Source organism: Celeribacter sp. ULVN23_4 (genome assembly GCF_054788345.1).
The window spans coordinates 122542-141835 of sequence record NZ_JBTVYO010000003.1; the positions used below are offsets into that span (position 1 = coordinate 122542).

At 59.9% G+C, this 19294-nt stretch carries 17 protein-coding genes; 9 read left to right on the plus strand and 8 right to left on the minus strand.

The features are described from left to right. Window positions 1-84: 84 nt before the first annotated feature. The gene (locus ACYBHZ_RS09405) at window positions 85-2367 is read right to left on the minus strand and encodes an NADP-dependent malic enzyme (protein WP_460274013.1); all 2283 of its coding nucleotides are present in this window, start codon (window positions 2365-2367) and stop codon (window positions 85-87) included. Window positions 2368-2670: 303 nt separating this feature from the next. Here ACYBHZ_RS09405 and ACYBHZ_RS09410 point away from each other — a divergent pair, with 303 nt between their 5' ends. From ACYBHZ_RS09410 to ACYBHZ_RS09435, 6 genes are all read left to right on the plus strand, one after another. Then, window positions 2671-3057: a cytidine deaminase gene (locus ACYBHZ_RS09410; protein ID WP_460274014.1), complete on the plus strand. Its 387-nt coding sequence runs from the start codon at window positions 2671-2673 to the stop codon at window positions 3055-3057. Window positions 3058-3059: 2 nt separating this feature from the next. Next, window positions 3060-4367 carry a thymidine phosphorylase gene (locus ACYBHZ_RS09415; protein WP_460274015.1) on the plus strand — a complete coding sequence of 436 codons (1308 nt, stop codon included), beginning with the start codon at window positions 3060-3062 and terminating at the stop codon, window positions 4365-4367. A 16-nt stretch (window positions 4368-4383) separates the two neighbouring features. Then, window positions 4384-5595 carry a phosphopentomutase gene (locus ACYBHZ_RS09420; RefSeq protein ID WP_460274016.1) on the plus strand — a complete coding sequence of 404 codons (1212 nt, stop codon included), beginning with the start codon at window positions 4384-4386 and terminating at the stop codon, window positions 5593-5595. Window positions 5596-5621: 26 nt separating this feature from the next. Next, a complete protein-coding gene (locus ACYBHZ_RS09425; protein ID WP_460274265.1) occupies window positions 5622-6599 on the plus strand; it encodes an adenosine deaminase in 978 nt (325 codons plus the stop codon). Beyond that, the gene (gene upp / locus ACYBHZ_RS09430; protein ID WP_460274017.1) at window positions 6592-7224 is read left to right on the plus strand and encodes a uracil phosphoribosyltransferase; all 633 of its coding nucleotides are present in this window, start codon (window positions 6592-6594) and stop codon (window positions 7222-7224) included. Before ACYBHZ_RS09425 ends, upp begins: the two co-directional genes overlap by 8 nt. 72 nt (window positions 7225-7296) lie before the next feature. Continuing rightward, a complete protein-coding gene (locus ACYBHZ_RS09435; protein WP_460274018.1) occupies window positions 7297-8850 on the plus strand; it encodes an SPOR domain-containing protein in 1554 nt (517 codons plus the stop codon). A gap of 78 nt (window positions 8851-8928) precedes the next feature. Here the strand turns inward: ACYBHZ_RS09435 and ACYBHZ_RS09440 are convergent, their stop codons facing one another. Next, window positions 8929-9954 carry a hypothetical protein gene (locus ACYBHZ_RS09440; RefSeq protein WP_460274019.1) on the minus strand — a complete coding sequence of 342 codons (1026 nt, stop codon included), beginning with the start codon at window positions 9952-9954 and terminating at the stop codon, window positions 8929-8931. A 101-nt stretch (window positions 9955-10055) separates the two neighbouring features. Between ACYBHZ_RS09440 and ACYBHZ_RS09445 the strand changes: the two genes are divergently transcribed. From ACYBHZ_RS09445 to ACYBHZ_RS09455, 3 genes are all read left to right on the plus strand, one after another. Further along, complete coding sequence (locus ACYBHZ_RS09445) at window positions 10056-10721, plus strand: sulfotransferase family 2 domain-containing protein (RefSeq protein ID WP_460274020.1); 666 nt, start codon at window positions 10056-10058, stop codon at window positions 10719-10721. A gap of 342 nt (window positions 10722-11063) precedes the next feature. Beyond that, a complete protein-coding gene (locus tag ACYBHZ_RS09450; protein WP_460274021.1) occupies window positions 11064-11768 on the plus strand; it encodes a Hint domain-containing protein in 705 nt (234 codons plus the stop codon). Between the two features lie 257 nt (window positions 11769-12025). After that, window positions 12026-12223 carry a hypothetical protein gene (locus tag ACYBHZ_RS09455; RefSeq protein ID WP_460274022.1) on the plus strand — a complete coding sequence of 66 codons (198 nt, stop codon included), beginning with the start codon at window positions 12026-12028 and terminating at the stop codon, window positions 12221-12223. Window positions 12224-12280: 57 nt separating this feature from the next. On the opposite strand, the gene ACYBHZ_RS09460 is transcribed toward ACYBHZ_RS09455, so the two are convergent. The 6 genes from ACYBHZ_RS09460 to ACYBHZ_RS09485 form a co-directional block, all read right to left on the minus strand. Beyond that, on the minus strand, window positions 12281-14488 hold the full coding sequence (locus ACYBHZ_RS09460) for a 3-hydroxyacyl-CoA dehydrogenase NAD-binding domain-containing protein (protein ID WP_460274023.1): 2208 nt from the start codon (window positions 14486-14488) through the stop codon (window positions 12281-12283). A gap of 14 nt (window positions 14489-14502) precedes the next feature. Continuing rightward, window positions 14503-15714, minus strand: a complete 1212-nt coding sequence (locus ACYBHZ_RS09465; RefSeq protein WP_460274024.1) for an acetyl-CoA C-acetyltransferase — start codon at window positions 15712-15714, stop codon at window positions 14503-14505. A gap of 42 nt (window positions 15715-15756) precedes the next feature. Continuing rightward, window positions 15757-15969 (minus strand): hypothetical protein, encoded by a 213-nt coding sequence (locus ACYBHZ_RS09470; protein ID WP_096806898.1) that lies wholly within the window; start codon window positions 15967-15969, stop codon window positions 15757-15759. A 93-nt stretch (window positions 15970-16062) separates the two neighbouring features. Beyond that, complete coding sequence (locus ACYBHZ_RS09475) at window positions 16063-17835, minus strand: acyl-CoA dehydrogenase C-terminal domain-containing protein (RefSeq protein ID WP_460274025.1); 1773 nt, start codon at window positions 17833-17835, stop codon at window positions 16063-16065. A gap of 36 nt (window positions 17836-17871) precedes the next feature. After that, window positions 17872-18246 (minus strand): MerR family transcriptional regulator, encoded by a 375-nt coding sequence (locus ACYBHZ_RS09480; protein WP_460274266.1) that lies wholly within the window; start codon window positions 18244-18246, stop codon window positions 17872-17874. 421 nt (window positions 18247-18667) lie between these two features. Next, window positions 18668-19051, minus strand: coding sequence for a MerR family transcriptional regulator (locus ACYBHZ_RS09485; protein WP_460274026.1), 384 nt, complete (start codon window positions 19049-19051; stop codon window positions 18668-18670). Between the last annotated feature and the right edge of the window lie 243 nt (window positions 19052-19294).

Below are 19294 nucleotides of genomic sequence, written 5' to 3' on the forward strand. Positions count from 1 at the left end.
TGCAAACAAAAAACGCCCTCCCGGCGGTTCGGGAGGGCGTTGGTTTTCGATTGTCAGTTATGGCCGAGAGTAGAGCCTTTAGGCTTAGCCGTAATGCGCCACCGGCGTGCCTGCGATGGCGGACATGTTCAGAAGGCCACGCGAGGTAATCGAAGGCGTCACGATATGAGCCCGGTTGCCCATGCCCATCAGCAGCGGACCCACCTCAAGACCGCCTGCGCGGGTCTTGAGGATGTTGCGGACGCCGGAAGCCGCGTCGGCAATCGCGAAGACCAACGCGTTGGCCGGGCCTTCGAGGCGCGAATGCGGGAAGTTGCGGGCGCGCAGATCCGGGGTCAGGGCGCTGTCGATATGCATCTCGCCCTCATAGGCAAAGTCGCGCGGCTCCGAGTCGAGAATTTCAAGCGCCGCGCGCATGTGACGACCGGTCATACAGTTCAGGTTGCCGAATTCGGAGTGCGAGCAGAGCGCGATGTTCGGCTCGATGCCGAAACGGCGGACATGGCGTGCGGTGGCGATCACGGTCTCGGCGATCTGTTCCGGCGTCGGTTCGGTGTGGACATGGGTGTCGGCGATGAAGAGCGGACCGTCTTCCTGAATCATCAGGCTGAGCGCGCCGACCGGCTGGTGCTCTTTCGTGCCGAGGATCTGGGTCACGTAGTTGAGGTGCCACAGATACTGGCCGAAGGTGCCGCAGATCATGCTGTCGGCGTGGTCTTGCTGCACCATGATCGCGCCGATGGCGGTGGTGTTGGTGCGCATGATCGCCTTGGCGAGATCGGGCGTGACGCCCTTGCGAGCCATCAGCCCGTGATAGGCCTGCCAATATTGTTTGTAGCGGCTGTCGTTTTCCGGGTTCACCACTTCGAAATCGATGCCGGGGCGGATTTTGACGCCGGCGCGCTCGGCGCGCATGGCGATCACCTCGGGGCGGCCGATCAGGATCGGCTTGTCGGTGGTTTCCTCGATCATCCCCTGCGCGGCACGCAGCACGCGTTCGTCCTCGCCCTCGGCGAAGGCGATGCGGCGTTCGGCTTGCGAGGCTGCGGCAAAGACCGGGCGCATGATCAGGGCGGATTTGAAGACCGACCCGTCGAGCGCGTCCTTGTAGGCCTTCATGTCGGCGACCGGTTTGGTCGCGACACCGCTCTCCATCGCGGCTTTCGCAACGGCGGAGGCGACCACGCCCATGAGGCGCGGATCGAAAGGTTTCGGGATCAGGTATTCGGGGCCGAAGTCGAGACGTTCGTCCTGATAGGCAGCGGCGGCTTCCGCGCTCGTCGTCGCGCGGGCCAAAGCTGCGATGCCCTCGATACAGCCAAGCTGCATCGCGTCGTTGATCTCGGTAGCGCCCACGTCGAGTGCGCCCCGGAAGATGAACGGGAAGCAGAGCACGTTGTTCACCTGGTTCGGATAGTCCGAACGTCCGGTGGCGATGATCGCGTCGGGGGCAATTTTCTTCACCTCGTCGGGCATGATCTCGGGCGTCGGGTTCGCCAGCGCGAAGATGATCGGCTTTTTCGCCATCTTCTTCACCATCTCGGGCTTGAGCACGCCGGGGCCGGACAGGCCGAGGAACATGTCTGCGCCTTCGATCACATCGTCGAGGGTCCGCAGATCGCTCTTCTGTGCGAAGGCGGCCTTTTGCGGGGTCATCTCTTCTTCGCGGCCTTCATAGACCAGACCGGCGATGTCGCAGAGCCATACGTTTTCACGTTTCAGGCCAAGTTTCAGAAGCATGTTCAAGCAAGCGATGCCCGCCGCGCCGCCACCGGTGGAGACGACTTTGATGTCTTCGAATTTCTTGCCGCTGATCTGCATCGCGTTGGTGGCTGCCGCGCCGACGACGATCGCGGTGCCGTGCTGGTCGTCGTGGAACACCGGGATGTTCATCTTCTCACGACAAAGTTGTTCAACGACAAAGCAATCGGGTGCCTTGATGTCTTCGAGGTTGATTGCGCCGAAGGTCGGCTCCAGTGCGCAGACGATTTCGGCGAGCTTTTCCGGGTCGCTTTCGTTCACTTCGATGTCGAAACAGTCGATGTTGGCGAATTTCTTGAAGAGGACGGCCTTGCCTTCCATCACGGGTTTGGAGGCGGCGGCGCCGATATTGCCGAGGCCGAGCACGGCAGAGCCGTTGGTGACGACGGCCACGAGATTGCCGCGTGCGGTAAAGCGGGATGCCGTGGTCGGATCGTCTTTGATTTCAAGGCAGGCTTCTGCGACGCCCGGGCTGTAGGCGCGGGCCAGATCGCGACCGTTGGCCATCGGTTTCGTGGCGCGAATTTCGAGTTTCCCGGGTTTCGGGAACTCGTGGTAGTCCAGTGCGGCCTGCTTCAGATCGGTTGTGCGGCTTTCCGTCGGCATGGGGCTCTCCCTGTCTGCTTAAGGTCTGTGAGCGGCATGTCTGATATGTTGTTTAGTGTTAAACTAAATTTCTTACTCTGCGTCACGTCCCAGTTTGCATTGCCTCTACGCCTGCAACGGGGTGGCGCGCAAGAGGGCAATAGAGGCAAAACTGCACGGAAATATGATATTGCGGCAAATCTTCGCCTGTTCTGTGCGCAAACGCGCCGCTGTTGCGGATTGTCTGCGCTGTTTGCGCATCTTGCTTGCATCCGCTACGGGGGCGGCGCAGTCTTGACCAAACCGTCAAAAATGAGGTGATCCATGTCTCTGCTCGATGAGGCCCAAAAGGCTCAGCCGAAGGCCTATGCGCCCTATTCGAACTTTCGTGTCGGGGCGGCGATCCGCACGACATCTGGCGCGGTGTTCACGGGCGTGAATGTCGAGAATGTCGCCTACCCGGAAGGCACCTGCGCCGAGGCCGGAGCGATTGCTGCCATGGTCATGGGCGGGGAAACCGAGATCGCCGAAGTTGCCGTGATTGGCGATAGTGACGAGCCCGTGCCGCCCTGTGGTGGTTGCCGCCAGAAAATCCGCGAATTCGCGGGGCCGGACGTCAAGGTGAGTATGATGTCGCGCACGGGCAAGGTTCTGACCCTGACGGTGGCGGAATTGTTGCCGGGGGCCTTTACCCCCGATCATATGGAGTGATCATGGACGCCCGTCAGATCATCGAGAAACTGCGCGATCATCAGCCTTTGAACGAGGCGGAGCTGACCCTCTTTGCACAGGGGCTGGCGACTGGAGCCGTGACGGATGCGCAGGCCGGGGCCTTTGCCATGGCTGCGCTTTTAAACGGGATGTCAGACCCGGAGCGTGTGGCTCTGACGCTGGCGATGCGCGACAGTGGCGATGTGATGCGCTGGGACTTGCCCGCCCCGGCAATCGATAAACATTCGACCGGCGGCGTCGGTGATTGCGTGTCGCTTTTGCTTGCTCCGGCGCTGGCGGCACTCGGGGCCTATGTGCCGATGGTCTCCGGGCGTGGTCTCGGTCATACGGGTGGGACGCTCGACAAGTTGGAAGCCATTCCCGGCCTTAAAACCGAAGTGTCGGATGAGCGGTTCCACGAGATCGTCGAGCAGGTCGGTTGCGCCATCGTGTCGGCCTCTGGCGCCATCGCGCCCGCCGACAAGCGGCTTTATGCGATCCGGGATGTGACTGGCACTGTTGAGAGCATCGACCTGATTACCGCTTCTATCCTGTCCAAGAAACTCGCGGCGGGGCTCGAAGCGCTTGTGCTTGATGTCAAATGCGGTTCCGGCGCGTTCATGACGACGCTCGAAGATGCCCGTGCGCTGGCGCAAAGCCTTGTGGCCACGGCGAACGGTGCAGGATGCAAAACCTCCGCCTTGATCACGGATATGAACCAGCCGCTGTGCCCGTCGCTTGGCAATGCTTTGGAAGTCATGGCGGTGATGGATGCGCTGACGACAGGGGAGGTGGACAACATCCTCTGCGACGCAACCTGTGCGCTGGGCGGTGAGCTGATGGTGCTAAGCGGCCTCTCTGACGATTTGGATCAGGCGACATGGGCGGTGCGGGACACGCTGACGGATGGATCTGCCGCAGAGCGTTTCGGGCGGATGATCACGGAACTGGGCGGACCGGCCGATTTCGTCGATCATTGGCGGGACCGTCTGCCCTCCGCGCCTGTCGTGCGCGATGTGACGGCGGGCGTGTCCGGTTACGCATCCAAAATGGACGGGCATGCCTTGGGCATGGCGGTCGTGCATCTTGGCGGCGGGCGGCTCAAGGGCGGTGAAAAGATCGACCCCGCCGTGGGGCTTTCCAATTTCTGCATGATCGGAGAATATCTCGATGAAGACAGCCTGATGGCCACGATCCATGCGCGCACCGTGGAGGAGGCGGATCAGGCGGAGGCGACGATCCGGGCCGCGATCCAAGTGGCAAAAGACGCTCCGGTCGAGCCGCCATTGGTGTATGAGAAGGTGTCGTAATGATGAGCGTGATTTTATGACCAGAGCTTTTTTGATTGTGATGGATTCCGTCGGTTTGGGCGGTGCGCCTGACGCCGATGAGTTTTTCAACGGAACGCGCCCCGACAATGGCGCGAATACCATTGCCCATATCGCACAGGCCTGTGCCGAAGGGCGGGCGGAAGAGGGTCGTTCCGGGCCTTTGAGACTGCCGAACCTCGATGCCCTCGGGCTGGGCGCGGCGATGGCGCATGCGACTTCCGATCCCGCGCCGGGCCTGGAGGCGATGCCGGAAGGTCTTTACGGCGTGGCCGCAGAGGTCAGCCCGGGCAAGGACACCCCATCGGGCCATTGGGAGCTGGCGGGCGTGCCGGTGCCGTGGGACTGGCATTATTTTCCGAATGAGCATCCCTCTTTCCCGCAGGACTTGATGGACAAGACGGCGAAGCTTTGCGGCGCGGGTGGCACGCTTGCGAATTGCCACGCTTCCGGGACGGAAGTGATCAAGGAGTTCGGTGCCAAGCATATCGAGACCGGTTGGCCGATCTGCTACACCTCCGCGGATTCCGTGTTCCAGATTGCTGCGCATGAAGAGCATTTTGGCCTCGATCGTCTTTTGAAGCTCTGCGAGGACATTGCGCCGACGCTGCACGCGATGAAAATCGGGCGCGTCATTGCGCGACCTTTCATCGGATCGCCGGAGGAGGGCTTCACCCGGACCGGCAATCGCCACGACTACGCCATCGCGCCACCGTCTCCGACGATCTGTGATTGGGCAAAAGCGGCGGGGCGGGCGACCTATGCCGTCGGGAAGATCGGCGATATCTTCTCGATGCAGGGGCTTGATGAAGTGCGCAAAGGCACGGATCGCGTGCTGTTCGATCACCTCTGTGACGTGATGGACGAAGCGCCGGACGGTTCTTTCACCTTCGCCAATTTCGTTGAATTCGATAGCCTCTATGGCCATCGCCGCGATGTGTCGGGCTATGCACGTCATCTTGAGTGGTTCGACAGCCAGATGCCGCGCCTCTTTGAGCGCGCACGGGAGGGCGATCTTTTGATTTTCACTGCTGATCACGGCAATGACCCGACTTGGACGGGCACGGACCACACCCGCGAACAGGTGCCGGTTCTGGGCTACGGACTTGGTCTCAAACCCATCGGCCCCGTGGCCTTTTCCGATGTGGCGGCGTCGCTCGCAGATCACCTCGGGATTGAGGCGGAAGGCCCGGGGAAAAGTTTTCTGTGAAGGAGTTCCCTTTGAGCGTTTCCCATATGCCGAAAATTGAGCTGCACATGCATCTTGAAGGCGCTGCCCCGCCCGCGTTCATTCGCGGTCTGGCGGCGGAGCAGAATGTCGATCTCTCCGGCATTTTCGATGAGAAAGGCGCTTACAGGTACAAGGACTTTTGGGATTTCCTGAAGGTCTATGAGGCGGCGACTTCGGTTCTGAAAACGCCACAGGATTACTATCGTCTGACCCGTGCCGTCCTTGAAGAAAGCGTCGCGTCGAATGTGATCTATACCGAAAGCTTCCTCGCTCCCGATTTCTGTGGCGGTGGCGATGTCGAGGCTTGGAAAGACTACCTTGCTGCCATCAAACAGGCTGCGGATGAGATGGAAGCGGAGGCGGGCATTGTGATGCGCGCGATCCCGACCTGTGTGCGCCATTTCGGACCGGATCAGGCCAAGAAAACAGCGGCCTGTGCGCAGGAAACCGTGGGTGATTTCGTCACTGGTTTCGGCATGGGGGGCGACGAGGCCATGGGGAAACAGGGCGATTTCAAATACGCCTTTGACATGGCGCGCGAGGCTGGCTTGCGGCTCACCACCCATGCGGGCGAATGGGGCGGGCCTGAGAGTGTCCGAGACGCCATTCGTGACCTGAAGGTCGAGCGCATCGGCCATGGTGTGCGCGCCATCGAAGATCTCGCGCTGGTCGAAGAGATCGCCGAGGCCGGGATCGTGCTCGAAGTCTGCCCTGGCTCGAACGTGGCGCTTCAGGTCTATCCGAAATGGTCGGACCATCCGATTGCGGATTTGCGCAAGCGCGGTGTCAAAGTCACCGTGTCCACCGACGATCCGCCGTTTTTCCATTCCACCATGCGTTATGAATTCGACCGCCTCGCCGAGACCTTCGGCTGGGAAGAGGCGGATTTCATGGAGTTGAACAAGACCGCTCTGGATGCGGCCTTTTGCGATGAAGCGACCCGTACTGCGGTCGCCAAGAAACTGGAGCCAACCGATGCTTGATCACCTGACCGTTGTGAAACACCCGCTTGTCCAGCACAAGCTGACCATCATGCGCGACAAGGAGACCTCGACGGCGGGGTTCCGTCAGCTGCTGCGTGAGATTTCTCTGCTTCTGGCTTACGAGATCACCCGCGAGCTTGAGATGACGATGAAAACCGTTGAGACGCCGCTGATGGAGATGGAAGCGCCGACGCTCGATGGCAAAAAATTGGCGCTGATCTCGATCCTGCGGGCTGGCAACGGCTTCCTTGACGGCATCCTCGAACTGATCCCGTCTGCGCGTGTCGGCTTTGTTGGCCTGTATCGGGATGAAGAAACCCTTCAACCGGTCGAATACTATTTCAAAGTGCCGGACGATCTTGAGAGCCGCCTCGTGATCGCGGTCGATCCGATGCTTGCCACCGGCAACTCTTCGGTCGCAGCGATTGATAAGCTCAAGGAGGCGGGCGCGAAGAACATTCGGTTCCTCTGCCTTCTGGCGGCTCCGGAAGGCATCGCGCGGATGAAAGAAGCCCATCCGGATGTGCCGATCGTCACAGCCGCTGTGGACGAGAAGCTCAACGAGCATGGATATATTGTCCCCGGCCTAGGGGATGCGGGCGACCGTATCTTCGGCACAAAATAAGCGATTTGCCCTCTTAACAGCGAATCGGTTCTGGGTTAGGCTCGAACACAATAAATTGTGTGAGGCCACATAATGCAGGCTGCTAGGACGATTTCTGTCGCGCTGGCGTTGGCGACACTGGGGGTATCCGTCGTCGGGTATCATCAGGCCAATGCGCAATCGCTCTACAATTCGGACACGCCGGCGGAGTTTCCGCCGGTGTCCTATAAGGGCACGCAATATGTCGACAGCCGGGGCTGCGTCTATGTGCGGGCGGGCGATGGTGCTTCCGTGCATTGGGTGCCGCGCGTCACACGTGACCGCAAAGTGCTCTGTGGTTTCAAACCGACATTTGCCAATGTCGAAGATCAGTTGCCCGTGATCCCCGATCCGGCCCCCAGCCAAGTGGCGACGGCTCAAACGGTGCCGACCAAGCCCGCAGCGCCCACATCGAAGACCGTTCAAGAACAACCGATGGCAACGGTGGCCTCCGCGTTGATCGAGCCTCAAGCTCCCGTGACGGCGCAAGCCGCGACGCCCAAAGCGCCGGTGCAGCAAGCATCTGTAGAAAAAGCGCCTGCTCTGCCGCCGCTTGAAGCTTTGGAGGGTAAAACGGTCGGTGAACGCGGCTGTGTTGCGACGGAAGCGGGCGGACAGATGCTCTGCTCCACCGGTGACGTGGATTATATTCTCAAGCGTTTGCCTGCCGGGATCACCGTGCGCACCGCTGATGGCGGGAGCCTCACGACGACCGAGCCGACACTGGTCCGCGTGCCTGTACGCCGCACGCCGATTGCGGTCGAGCCTGCTCCCGTGACGACGCCTTTGCCGACGGTAATGGTGAACGAGCCGACGCCTCCCGCTCCGGCGACCCCGGCGCAAGACCCTTCTGGTGCCTGCGCGAATTATCTTGGCGCGGCTGCGCAATATATGGATTTGAACGGACGTTATGCCGTGCGCTGCGGTCCTCAGGCGGTTCATCCGTCGGATTACGTGAAGGCTCGGGAAGAGGCGCGGCTGTCCTCATACAATGCCAATCGCAATCAGGTGGCCCGCGCGGCGGGTGTTGCAAGCTATAATCTGCCTGCCCCCGTGGCCGGGTCATTGCCGCCGGGCTATAGCCGGGCTTGGACGGACGGTCGGTTGAATCCGAACCGTGGTCCTTTGACCGCGCGGGGCGATTTGCAGATGGCGCAGGTCTGGAGCCAGACGACACCGGCCTACGGTCTCTATGCGCCGCACAAGAAAACCTTCTGGCAATGGCTGTTTGGTCCGCGCGTCACGCAGTACCGCACGGTGCAAGCGGCTCCACAGGATGCGGCTCCGGTTCAGATGTCGACCAAATCGGCCGCGCCTCAGCGCGTACCCGCTGCGGTTTCGACTGCTGCGGTGAAGCCGCAGCAAACCCCGACGGCGCAAACCTTGCGCTATGTTCAGGTGGGCACCTTCGGGGTGCCCGAGAATGCCGAGCGCTCCATCGCGCGTCTCTCGGCAATGGGCTATCCGGTCTCGTCGCAGATCCTGCACCGTGGTGGAAAGCCTCTGAAGATTGTTCTGGCCGGACCTTTCTCCCGGCCCGAGCAAACCCTGTCCGCTTTGGCGTCGGTCCGTGGAGCCGGCTATGGGGACGCATTCGCACGCAAGTAAGCGTTGAGTTACAGAGGCAGAACAATAAAAAGAAACCCCCGCATTTGGCGGGGGATTTCTTTTTCTGGGAGGGCGGTTTCAGCCGCCGCAGACCCCCTGTAGCGCGACCCAATCCCCATCGGTCAGGACCGGGCGCGTGGTTTCGATCTGGACGCCATCCGCCTCGATGAGGGGCAAGACGCTCTCGCCGGTGATGTCGAGCGCATAGGCGTATGGGGCGCTATGCACTTCGGCGCTGGCGAAGGTGGCAATGAGCTTTGCCGGGTTCGGATTCGTCAGCGGTGCGGTCAAAAGGCTCTCAGCATGGGCGTCGAGCACTTCCGCCGGAATATGGCCGGTGGTCAAAAGACGCAGAGACGTGAAGAGCCCGGCCTCATGCAGCAAGCGCTCCAGCGGGTCTTCTTCGCGTGCGCGTTCAATTTCGGCCAAGACATACCCCGCCGCGACATCCGGGTCTTCGTGATCTTCGACCACGGAGCGGTTCAAAAGCACGATGCCGCCGGGAAGATGCTGCGAAACGGCAACGCCACTGGTCACGACGACGATCTGTCCGCCGCCACCGGGGATGAGCCGGGTTTTCAGTTTGTTGAGCGCACGCGCGCCATGCACCGTGTCGCAAGGCGCACCGGACAGGCGCTTGATCCGATCCAGCAATTCCTGACCGATTTCTGCGCGGGAGACAGAGGGCACAATGGTGACCGCTTGGCGAATGAGCGCATTCGGCAGCCAGAAGACCCCGAGCCCGATCAGGGCGGCGACAGCCACACCGATCAGCCCATTGCGCAAACGTCCGGGGTGCGGGCGACTGCGGTCGATGGCGCGGCGGATGCGGGCTATCGCCTCGTTCATCAGCTCGTCGTCGATCTCCAGCTCTTCCGTGCTGTCGGGGGCGGGGCGATAACGGATTGGAGTTTCGCCTTCAGGTGTAATCTGCTCGATGGCTGGCAAAGACCAATGAGTGAGCGGTTGTCCATCTGTGCGCGATTCCGACAGGGTCAGGGTGGCCTCTCCCACGGACACAATCACGGGTTTGCGCTGGCTCTCCCCTTCGGGAAGCCAGAGACCGGGCGCTTCAAGTCGTTCGAATTCGGTGAGCGCGATCATGCGCGGGATGCTCTTTCCTCTGTTTGGCGGCACTCTAACCGGGAACAGCCGGGGCGACAATCGCTCTGGGCTGGGATCATAAGCTGAGTTAGGGTGCTCGCATGATCATTTCACCCGGCCGTCGCTATATCTTCGTGCATATCCCGAAAACGGGAGGCACGGCTTTGGCGCAGGCTTTGGAAGCGCGGGCGAAGGCCGATGACATTCTGATCGGTGATACGCCTAAAGCGGTGAAGCGTCGGGGGCGGGTGAAAAAGCTGTCTGCGGCAGGAAAGCTTTGGAAGCACGCGACGCTTGCCGACATCGAAGGCGTGGTGGAGCGCGAGGACTTCGATGCTTATTTCATCTTCACGCTGGTGCGAAATCCTTGGGACCGGATCGTGTCCTATTATCACTGGCTGCAAACGCAGGACTGGGATCACCCGGCGGTAAGGCGCGCAAAGGCGTCGGGCTTTTCCGAGTTCTTGAATGCACCGGAGATTCTTCAAAGCCTGTCGACCCCTTATGGGAGCTACATGTGTGATGGGGCAGGGGGTGAGCGAGCCAGTCATTATATCCGCCTTGAGGCGCTTGAGGCGGATCTGGTGCCGCTCTGGCAGCACTTGGGATTTGACCTCTCTCCGATTGCGCGCGTGAACGCCTCGAAACGTGCGCGGGACTATCGGAGTTTCTATTCAGATCGCGATGCAGAAACGGTTTCGCGGATCGCAGCGCAAGATATTGCCCGATTTGCTTACAGATTTGATGTCTTCGGGGCGGAAATGTGACGGCGAAACGGTTTTTGGGTCGAGTTCGACATAATTAGGCGGCAGAGGCGGAATTTTCCTTCGAATCACTCCGACACTGTGGTGACAATCGGGCGAAATAGAGGGCATTTTCCGCAAGTTGGCGTTTTTTCTCTCCTCCTGGTTGAAATAAACTCATTTATTGTCCGTCTGTGGGCGACAGTCCTCAAGTTGAAACTGGCATTGGGATAATTCACGGATCAATGACGCATTTGCGCCCGATTTGTGCCGAACTGTGACCGCAGAAGCTGAGTTCCCTAAGGTTGTTGAAAATCTAAGCCCCTAAAACCTGAGGTTGCGGGGTTTCCTGATGGGAAAGGCGCGATGATGAAACTGGGTCGAATGTTGCAAAAACAGCCTCTGCGCGACGTCGTTGAGCGCTCCGGAAGCTGGGATGGCACCTATCAGGGTACGGATGATTTTACCGTGACGTCCGGGATCATCACAGGGAACAAGGTGGCAACGGGCCGAGGCTGGTGCGACGTCAATGCGCTTGTTCCCGGAGATCGCGTTCTCACTTTCGACAACGGGTTGCAGGTTCTGCGCGGGGTCACACGAAGCTGGGTGGGGCTCAACCACAGCGCGCCAGTGGCAGAGCGTCATGTCTTGAATGTGCCCAAAGGCGTTCTCGGCAACAAGACACAGATGCAGCTGATGCCGGATCAGCCGGTGATGGTGGAAAGCGATCTGGGCGATGAGTTCTTTGGTGATCCGTTCACCCTGATCCCTGCGCATTCTCTCGAAGGGTACAACGGGATCGAACGGGTTGAGGTTGTCATCCCCGTACAGGTCAGTGCGCTTCATTTCGACGAGGAACAGGTCGTGTTCGCCCATGTCGGCGCCTTGTTCCATTGTCCTGTCCAGGAAGATCTGATCGGCGGCGGATTGATGAAGCCGCGTGATCTCACCGATTATGATGTTCTTTCTGATGATGAAGCGGATGCATTCATCGGCGTATTGAAACGCAATCAGTTCATGGAACATCAGGCTATGGATGCCACTTGGACGTGCGCCGCGGCGAACTCCTGATCACGTGCGTGTCCCTTCGCATGAGGCAGGGCACCGGATCCCGAGCGCGCAGCACGGGGTCCGGTGATCTTTTACCCGCCCCTTAATTGCCAAATCATCATCGAAATGACGGGCCTTTGCTCAAAAAACACGCAAAGGCCCTTCTTTCTATGCCGCAACGCAGCATTGTCTAGGGGCTTTTAAAGGATCCGCAGTAATCTGACAGGAACCTCGTGCGGGGAGGATGCGAGGGTCAGTTGATCTAACGGAGCCCGCACATGTGTATCTCAGCCGAAGCGCTTGCGCTGTTTCTCAATCTCATCGTCGCACCGGTCACGACCGAGCCGGGGCGCATCATCGTTCACGCCGAAGAAATTGACGCCCATTGGGTGCAGGTCGAGGACCGCTGGTGCACCATGGCGCCGCAGCTTCAAGGCCGTGAGATGTTCGCCGAACTCGCCAAAAACGACGCATGAAAAAGCCCTCCCGGAGAGGAGGGCTTTATCTTGGCCTCGTTTAGATGACCGTTCGGATCAGGCGGCTTTGCTGTCCACGCCTGTGCCGAACCGGCCATAGAAGGTCTCACCAGAGGCTGCCATCTCGCGCAGCAGTTTCGGCGTCTCGAAGCGCGGACCATGCGTGGCGGTGAGATTGTCGCAAATCTCGACCGCTTTGGCCGCGCCGATGATATCGAGCCAGCTAAACGGCCCGCCGGACCAAGGGGCAAAGCCCCAACCGAGGATCGCACCGACGTCGCCTTCGCGGATGTCTTCCAACACGCCTTCTTCGAGCGCACGGACGGCTTCCAGCACCTGTGCCATCATCAGGCGATGTTGCACCTCGTCGAGATCGGGCTGGGCGTCGGCCACAGGGAACTCAGTATTGAAGCCCTCCCAGAGGAAGCCGCGTTTACCCTTCTCGTCGTACTCGTAGAAGCCCGCGTTGGCTTTCTTGCCGAGACGGCCCTGATCAAACATCCAGAACACCACCTCGTCCACGGCCTCGTCCGGGTAGGCGTCGCCCATGGCGGCTTTCGTCGCCTTGGCAATTTTCACACCCAGATCAATCGAGGTCTCGTCGATGAGCTGAAGCGGACCGAGCGGGAAGCCCAGAAGCTTGGCGGCATTCTCGATCAGCGGCAGGTCCACACCCTCGGCGGCCATACGCACACCCTCGTTGATGTAGGGGATGATGCAGCGGTTGGCGTAGAAGAAGCGCGCGTCATTGACGACGATCGGCGTCTTGCGGATCTGGCGCACGTAATCGAGCGCTTTCGCCACGGCCACATCGCCGGTCCCTTTGCCCTTGATGATCTCGACGAGGAGCATCTTGTCGACAGGGGAGAAGAAGTGGATGCCGATGAATTGCTCCGGGCGCACGGAGGCTTTGGCCAGTTCAGTAATCGGAAGCGTCGAGGTATTGGAGGCAAAGATACAGTCTTCGCCGACGATCGCCTCAACCTTCTTGGTCATCTCCGCCTTGACGCCGATGTCTTCGAACACGGCCTCAACGATCAGATCACAGCCTTTCAGAGCGTCCAGATCGGTGGTCGCGGTGATGCGCGACAGCACTTGCTCTTTCTTCTCGGGCGTCACCTTTTTGCGGCTGATGCCTTTGTCGAGGATGGCCTCAGAGTAAGCTTTGCCCTTGTCCGCGGCCTCTTGCTTCATGTCGATCAGCACGACCTCGATGCCCGCATTCGCAGAGACATAAGCAATGCCCGCGCCCATCATGCCCGCGCCCAAGACGCCGACTTTTTTCACGGTCTGATCGGCGACCTCGGGGCGGTTCGCACCTTTTTCAAGCGCTTCCTTGTTGATGAACAAGGACCGGATCATCGCGGAAGACGACGGGTTCATCAGCACATGTGTGAACCAGCGCGCTTCGATCTTGAGCGCGGTGTCAAACGGCACCTGAGCGCCTTCGTAGACCGCAGACAGAAGTGCTTTCGCCGCCGGATAGACGCCCTGTGTGTTGCCGTTGACCATGGCGGAAGCGCCGACGAAGGTCATGAAACCAGCAGGGTGATAAGGTGCGCCGCCGGGCATTTTCCAGCCTTTGGCGTCCCAGGGTTTCACGATGTCCGCGTCTTTTGCGTTGAGCACCCATTCTTTTGCTTTTGCCAGCAACTCACCGGGTTCCACGACCTCTTGAATGATCCCCGCAGCCTTGGCTTTCTTCGGGTCAAGCATCTTGCCTTCGAGCAAAATCGGAGCTGCCGCCATCGCGCCGATCATGCGCGAAACGCGCGTCGTGCCGCCCATGCCGGGGAAAATGCCGACCTTGATTTCCGGAAGGCCGATCTTGGCCTTCGGGTTGTCGGCGGCGAAAATGCGGTGACAGGAGAGCGGAAGTTCCAAGCCGATGCCGAGCGCCGTGCCGGGCAGGGCAGCGGCCACAGGTTTGCCACCCTTGTTGGTTTTCGGGTCCATGCCAGCGCGCTCAAGCTTGCGCAGGATGGCATGCATGCCCATCAGCCCGTCAAAGAGACCCTGCGCCGGGTTGTCACCGGCGGCGTCCTTCATCTTGGCGATGATGTTCAGGTCCATGCCGCCCGCAAAGGTGTCCTTGCCGGAGGTCACGACGATGCCTTTGACGGCCTCGTCGCCAAGCGCCTTGTCGATGCAGCTATCCAGCTCGGCGATGCCCTCCATTGAGAGCACGTTCATGGATTTGTTCGGGATGTCCCAGGTGATGGTCGCGACGCCGTCCGCGTCTACGGAATAATGAAAATCGGTCATATGCGTTGCCTCCCTTACACGCGCTCAATGATCGTGGCCGCACCCATGCCGGATGCGATGCAGAGCGTGGCCAGGCCTGTGCCTTTGCCAGTGCGTTCCAATTCGTCCAAGAGCGTGCCGATGATGATCGCGCCGGTCGCGCCGAGCGGGTGGCCCATGGCGATGGAACCGCCGTTGACGTTGACCTTGGAGCTATCGACATCGAAGGCCTGCATGAAGCGCATGACCACAGCGGCGAAGGCTTCGTTCACCTCGAACAGGTCGATGTCGTTGATCGACATGCCGCTGTCTTTGAGGATTTTCTCCGTCACCGGAACCGGGCCGGTGAGCATGATGGTCGGATCGGTGCCGATCTTGGCGGTCGCCCGAATGCGGGCACGCGGTTTCAGGCCGTATTTCTCGCCGAACTCTTTGTTGCCGATCAGAACGGCGGCGGAGCCATCGACGATGCCGGAGGAGTTCCCGGCGTGGTGGATGTGGTTGATCTTCTCAAGATGCGGATATTTCATCAGCGCGATCTTGTCGAAGCCCGGCATCACCTCGCCCATGTCCTTGAAGGAAGCTTTGAGACTGCCGAGGGCGTCCACGGTCGTGCCCGGACGCATGTATTCGTCGCGGTCGAGGATGGTCAGCCCGTTGATGTCCTTCACCGGCACGATGGATTTCGCGAAGCGGTTGTCGGCCCAAGCCGCCGCCGCACGGTTTTGCGATTCAACGGAAAGCGCATCGGCTTCTTCGCGGGAGAACCCATATTCGGTGGCGATGATGTCCGCCGAGATGCCCTGCGGCACGAAATAGGTTTTCATCGCCAAGGCCGGGTCCACGGCAATCGCCGCGCCGTCGGAGCCCATGGCGACCCGGCCCATCATTTCGACGCCGCCGGCGATATAGGCCATGCCGGCCCCGCCTTTGACTTGGTTGGCGGCGATGTTGACGGCTTCCATGCCGGAGGCGCAGAAACGGTTGATCGCGAGACCCGGTATGCTCTGGTCGAGATCGGAGGCCAGCACGGCGGTCCGCGCAAGGCAGCCGCCCTGTTCGCCGACCTGCGTGACGTTGCCCCAGATCACGTCTTCGACCGCGTGGCCTTCAAGCCCGTTGCGCTCTTTCACGGCGTTCAGCATCTGTGCGGAGAGTGCGGCCGAGGTCACCTCGTGCAGGCTCCCGTCCTTGCGCCCCTTGCCGCGCGGGCTGCGCAGGGCGTCGTAAATATAGGCTTCAGTCATTCAGTCCTCCTCAGGGTCCGGCCTACAGGCCAGTCTCGATCGTCAGCGTTTGCGCCCGGCCAGTTCGGAATTGAACAGGCGCAGGCGGTGCGTCAGCTTTTCTTCATCCGTGACGGAGGAGAAATTCTCGAACAGGAAAGACAAAGCCTCTCCCTCGTCCAAGCCCGCCTCCCTCGCGAACTGCCTGAGGCGACGATACCCGTCTTCGGTCATGGAAACAGGAAAACGCCGCGTCATTCTGAACCGCTTCGGCATGATTACGCTCCGTCATTTCGTCTTTTCAGACGCTTCAAATAGAAAGACCCCCGCCGTGGTGGGCGGGGGCCTCAGTCTCGGGTTGCGCGCAGCTTAGAACGCTTCGGCGGGGAGAGTCATCACCGGATCGGCGCCGCTCTCGATGCGCTTGAGAAGCGCGCCGGTCATCGGCAGCTGGCGGGCCATGTAATAGCGCGCGGTGGTCAGCTTGTTCTGGTGGAACTCGGGATCATCCGTGCCGTTTTCGAGCGCGGCGAGGGAGACCTTCGCCATCCGCGCCCACATCAGGCCAAGGCAGACATAGCCGAAGAGATGCATGAAGTCATAAGAGCCGGACAGCGCCGCATTCGGATTCTTCATGCCATTCTGCATGAAGAACATGCCCGCGCCTTGCAGGTCTTTCGAAGCGTTTTTCAGCGGGGTCACGAACTCCGCCATATCGCCTTCGCCGTTCTCTTTGCAGAAGCTCTTCACCATCTCGAAGAAGGCCATGACGTGCTTGCCGCCATCGGTCGCGAGTTTGCGGCCGACGAGATCAAGTGCCTGCACACCGTTGGCACCTTCGTAGATCATGGCGATCCGGGCGTCGCGGGTGAATTGGGACATGCCCCATTCTTCGATATAGCCGTGGCCGCCGTAGACCTGCTGCGCGTTCACGGTCGCCTCATAGCCCTTGTCGGTCAGGAAGCCCTTGAGCACTGGGGTCATCAGAGAGATCAGCCCGTCAGCGTCTTTGTCCTCAGAACGGTGCGCTTGGTCGATCAGCTGTGCGCCCCAGAGCATGAAGGCGCGAGCCCCTTCGATGAAGCTTTTCTGATCCATCAGGTTGCGGCGAATGTCCGGGTGGACGATCAGCGGATCGGCGGGGCCGTCCGGGTTCGCGACGCCGGTCACAGCGCGGCCTTGCAGGCGGTCCTTGGCGTAGATCACGGCGTTCTGATAGGCGGCTTCGGCCTGAGCCAAACCTTGCATGCCCACACCAAGACGCGCTTCGTTCATCATGGTGAACATGGCGCGCATGCCCTTGTGCTCGGAGCCCAGAAGATACCCCGTCGCTTCGTCATAGTTCATGACGCAGGTGGAGTTGCCGTGGATGCCCATTTTCTCTTCGATGGAGCCGACAGAGACGCCATTCTTCGCGCCCGGATTGCCGTTCTCATCGACGACATATTTCGGCACGATGAAGAGCGACACGCCTTTGATCCCCTCGGGGCCGCCGACAATCTTGGCCAGCACGAGGTGGATGACGTTCGACGACATGTCGTGATCGCCCGCCGAGATGAAAATCTTCTGGCCGGAGATTTTGTAGGAGCCATCCGCCTGCGGTTCGGCCTTCGTGCGCATGAGTCCCAGATCGGTGCCGCAATGCGGTTCCGTCAGGTTCATCGTGCCGGTCCATTCACAGGAGGTCATTTTCGGCAGGTAGGTCGCCTTTTGCTGATCCGTGCCGTGCACGAGGATCGCGGAGGCGGCACCGTGGGTCAGGCCCTGATACATGGTAAAGGCTTGGTTGGCGGCGGAGAACATCTCGCCCACGGCGGTGCTCATCAGATAGGGCAGGCCTTGGCCGCCGAACTCTTCGGGCAGGTCGAGGCCGGGCCAGCCGCCTTCTTTCACCTGTTCAAAAGCGTCTTTGAAACCCGTCGGCGTGGTGATCACGCCGTTTTCGAAGGTGCAGCCTTCCTTGTCGCCGACGACGTTCAGCGGGGCAATCACTTCGGAGGCAAGCTGCCCCGCAGCGTCCAAAATGGCCTCGGTAAACTCGGGCTCAAGATCGGAATACCCCGGAATATCGGAGCCGGAAATGTTCAGCACATCGTGCAGAACATATTGAATGTCTTTCGTTGGAGCCGTGTAGCTCGGCATGGCGTCTCTCCCTTCGCTTGGCGCGGGAGTGATCGCTCACCCCTCGCGCTTCAATCCTGCGATCTGTCCTTCGACAAACCCGATTTCATCCTCCAGATCGGTCATCACCGCGATCAGCGCCTGTTTCTGCGCTTCCATCTCCGCGAGTTTCTCGTGATACGCTTTGAGCGTCTCACGCATTTGCGTTTCGCCGTGGTCGGTCTCTGAATAGAGATCTAGCAGCTGCCGTATCTCTTCCAGAGAAAACCCGAATTTCTTACCGCGCAGGATCAGCGTGAGTCGCGCCCGGTCCCGTTTGGTGAAAAGCCGTTTCTGACCCTCTCGGATCGGGAACAGCAGTTCCTTGGCTTCGTAAAAACGCAGCGTGCGGGGCGTCACATCATACGCATCGCACATTTCGCGAATGGTCATCACCTCTTTGGTCGTCACGTCGGCCTAACTCCGGTTCTCGTCTTTTAGGTTGCTGGCCGACGAAAATATCGTTCGGCCCTGCCGTCCTGTTCGAGGCGCGAAGTTTGCCTTCGGCCTCACCCTAATCGTATTTCTGGCACCGCTTCATTCGAAACGTGGCGTCATTTCACAAGGCAACATCGGGTGTTGTCCTGTTCGAGTAAGAATAAAATTATTCATTCATATTTTGCAATGCAAACGGTTTGGTGATGGTCCGTGTCATTTTGCTCATAAAGCTTTAAAAATTGACGCCAAAGCGCTTTGAATGGTTTTGTCGCCGCCATCGCTCCTCCACAGAGAAGGTGCGTTGCAGGGGCTGTGCGTGCTTGAGCCGGGCTGGCGCTTAGCAAAAGAACGCCACGTCGCGAAGCTCGCGCCAAGCTTAGGGCAGGCGAACCGTTTGGGTGCCCGTCGCAGTCTCCGCACGCAATTCCTTCAGCTCGCCAATCGCTTTCTCAAGCTCGCGTTTCTGCTCTTCGAGAGCGAGCAACTGTCGGTCGGCAAGCTCAAGGAAAGCCTGAGCCTGGGCCTGCGTGCCCTTTTCTTCGTACATCAGGAGCCACTGACGAATCTCTTCAAGAGAAAAGCCGTATTTGCGGCCCCGCAAAATTAGCGTCATCCGCGCCACTTCACGCGGCGTATAGAACCGGGAGCGGCCTTCCTTTTCAGGGGCCAGCAGCTCGATATATTCGTAATATCGTAGGGTGCGCGGGGTCACATCGAACTGCGCGCACATTTCTTTGAACGTGAGACGTCCGTCAGACATGGCTTCTTTCTCCTCACGTCGCATCTAAACTGAAGAGTTCAGTTTCGCAACTCAAATCAAATCCTCGCGCAAATCATAGTCAACCGTGTGGCGTTGGATCAAGGGCTGTCGGTCCGAGGTCTTCGGTGACCAGGGGGGCGTAAAAGCATCTTAGTGAGGGCGAACCTGTCGCGACGTTAGGTCTGGAATTGTTGAAGCCGCTTTCGTTTTACCCTTGCGGCCCTCCCGTCATCTCACATTATT

Coding starts and splice junctions, on each gene's coding strand:
- ACYBHZ_RS09405 (WP_460274013.1), bottom strand. CDS start 2,367: ATGCCGACGGAAAGCCGCACAACCGATCTGAAGCAGGCCGCACTGGAC.
- ACYBHZ_RS09410 (WP_460274014.1), top strand. CDS start 2,671: ATGTCTCTGCTCGATGAGGCCCAAAAGGCTCAGCCGAAGGCCTATGCG.
- ACYBHZ_RS09415 (WP_460274015.1), top strand. CDS start 3,060: ATGGACGCCCGTCAGATCATCGAGAAACTGCGCGATCATCAGCCTTTG.
- ACYBHZ_RS09420 (WP_460274016.1), top strand. CDS start 4,384: ATGACCAGAGCTTTTTTGATTGTGATGGATTCCGTCGGTTTGGGCGGT.
- ACYBHZ_RS09425 (WP_460274265.1), top strand. CDS start 5,622: ATGCCGAAAATTGAGCTGCACATGCATCTTGAAGGCGCTGCCCCGCCC.
- upp (WP_460274017.1), top strand. CDS start 6,592: ATGCTTGATCACCTGACCGTTGTGAAACACCCGCTTGTCCAGCACAAG.
- ACYBHZ_RS09435 (WP_460274018.1), top strand. CDS start 7,297: ATGCAGGCTGCTAGGACGATTTCTGTCGCGCTGGCGTTGGCGACACTG.
- ACYBHZ_RS09440 (WP_460274019.1), bottom strand. CDS start 9,954: ATGATCGCGCTCACCGAATTCGAACGACTTGAAGCGCCCGGTCTCTGG.
- ACYBHZ_RS09445 (WP_460274020.1), top strand. CDS start 10,056: ATGATCATTTCACCCGGCCGTCGCTATATCTTCGTGCATATCCCGAAA.
- ACYBHZ_RS09450 (WP_460274021.1), top strand. CDS start 11,064: ATGATGAAACTGGGTCGAATGTTGCAAAAACAGCCTCTGCGCGACGTC.
- ACYBHZ_RS09455 (WP_460274022.1), top strand. CDS start 12,026: ATGTGTATCTCAGCCGAAGCGCTTGCGCTGTTTCTCAATCTCATCGTC.
- ACYBHZ_RS09460 (WP_460274023.1), bottom strand. CDS start 14,488: ATGACCGATTTTCATTATTCCGTAGACGCGGACGGCGTCGCGACCATC.
- ACYBHZ_RS09465 (WP_460274024.1), bottom strand. CDS start 15,714: ATGACTGAAGCCTATATTTACGACGCCCTGCGCAGCCCGCGCGGCAAG.
- ACYBHZ_RS09470 (WP_096806898.1), bottom strand. CDS start 15,969: ATGCCGAAGCGGTTCAGAATGACGCGGCGTTTTCCTGTTTCCATGACC.
- ACYBHZ_RS09475 (WP_460274025.1), bottom strand. CDS start 17,835: ATGCCGAGCTACACGGCTCCAACGAAAGACATTCAATATGTTCTGCAC.
- ACYBHZ_RS09480 (WP_460274266.1), bottom strand. CDS start 18,246: ATGACCATTCGCGAAATGTGCGATGCGTATGATGTGACGCCCCGCACG.
- ACYBHZ_RS09485 (WP_460274026.1), bottom strand. CDS start 19,051: ATGTCTGACGGACGTCTCACGTTCAAAGAAATGTGCGCGCAGTTCGAT.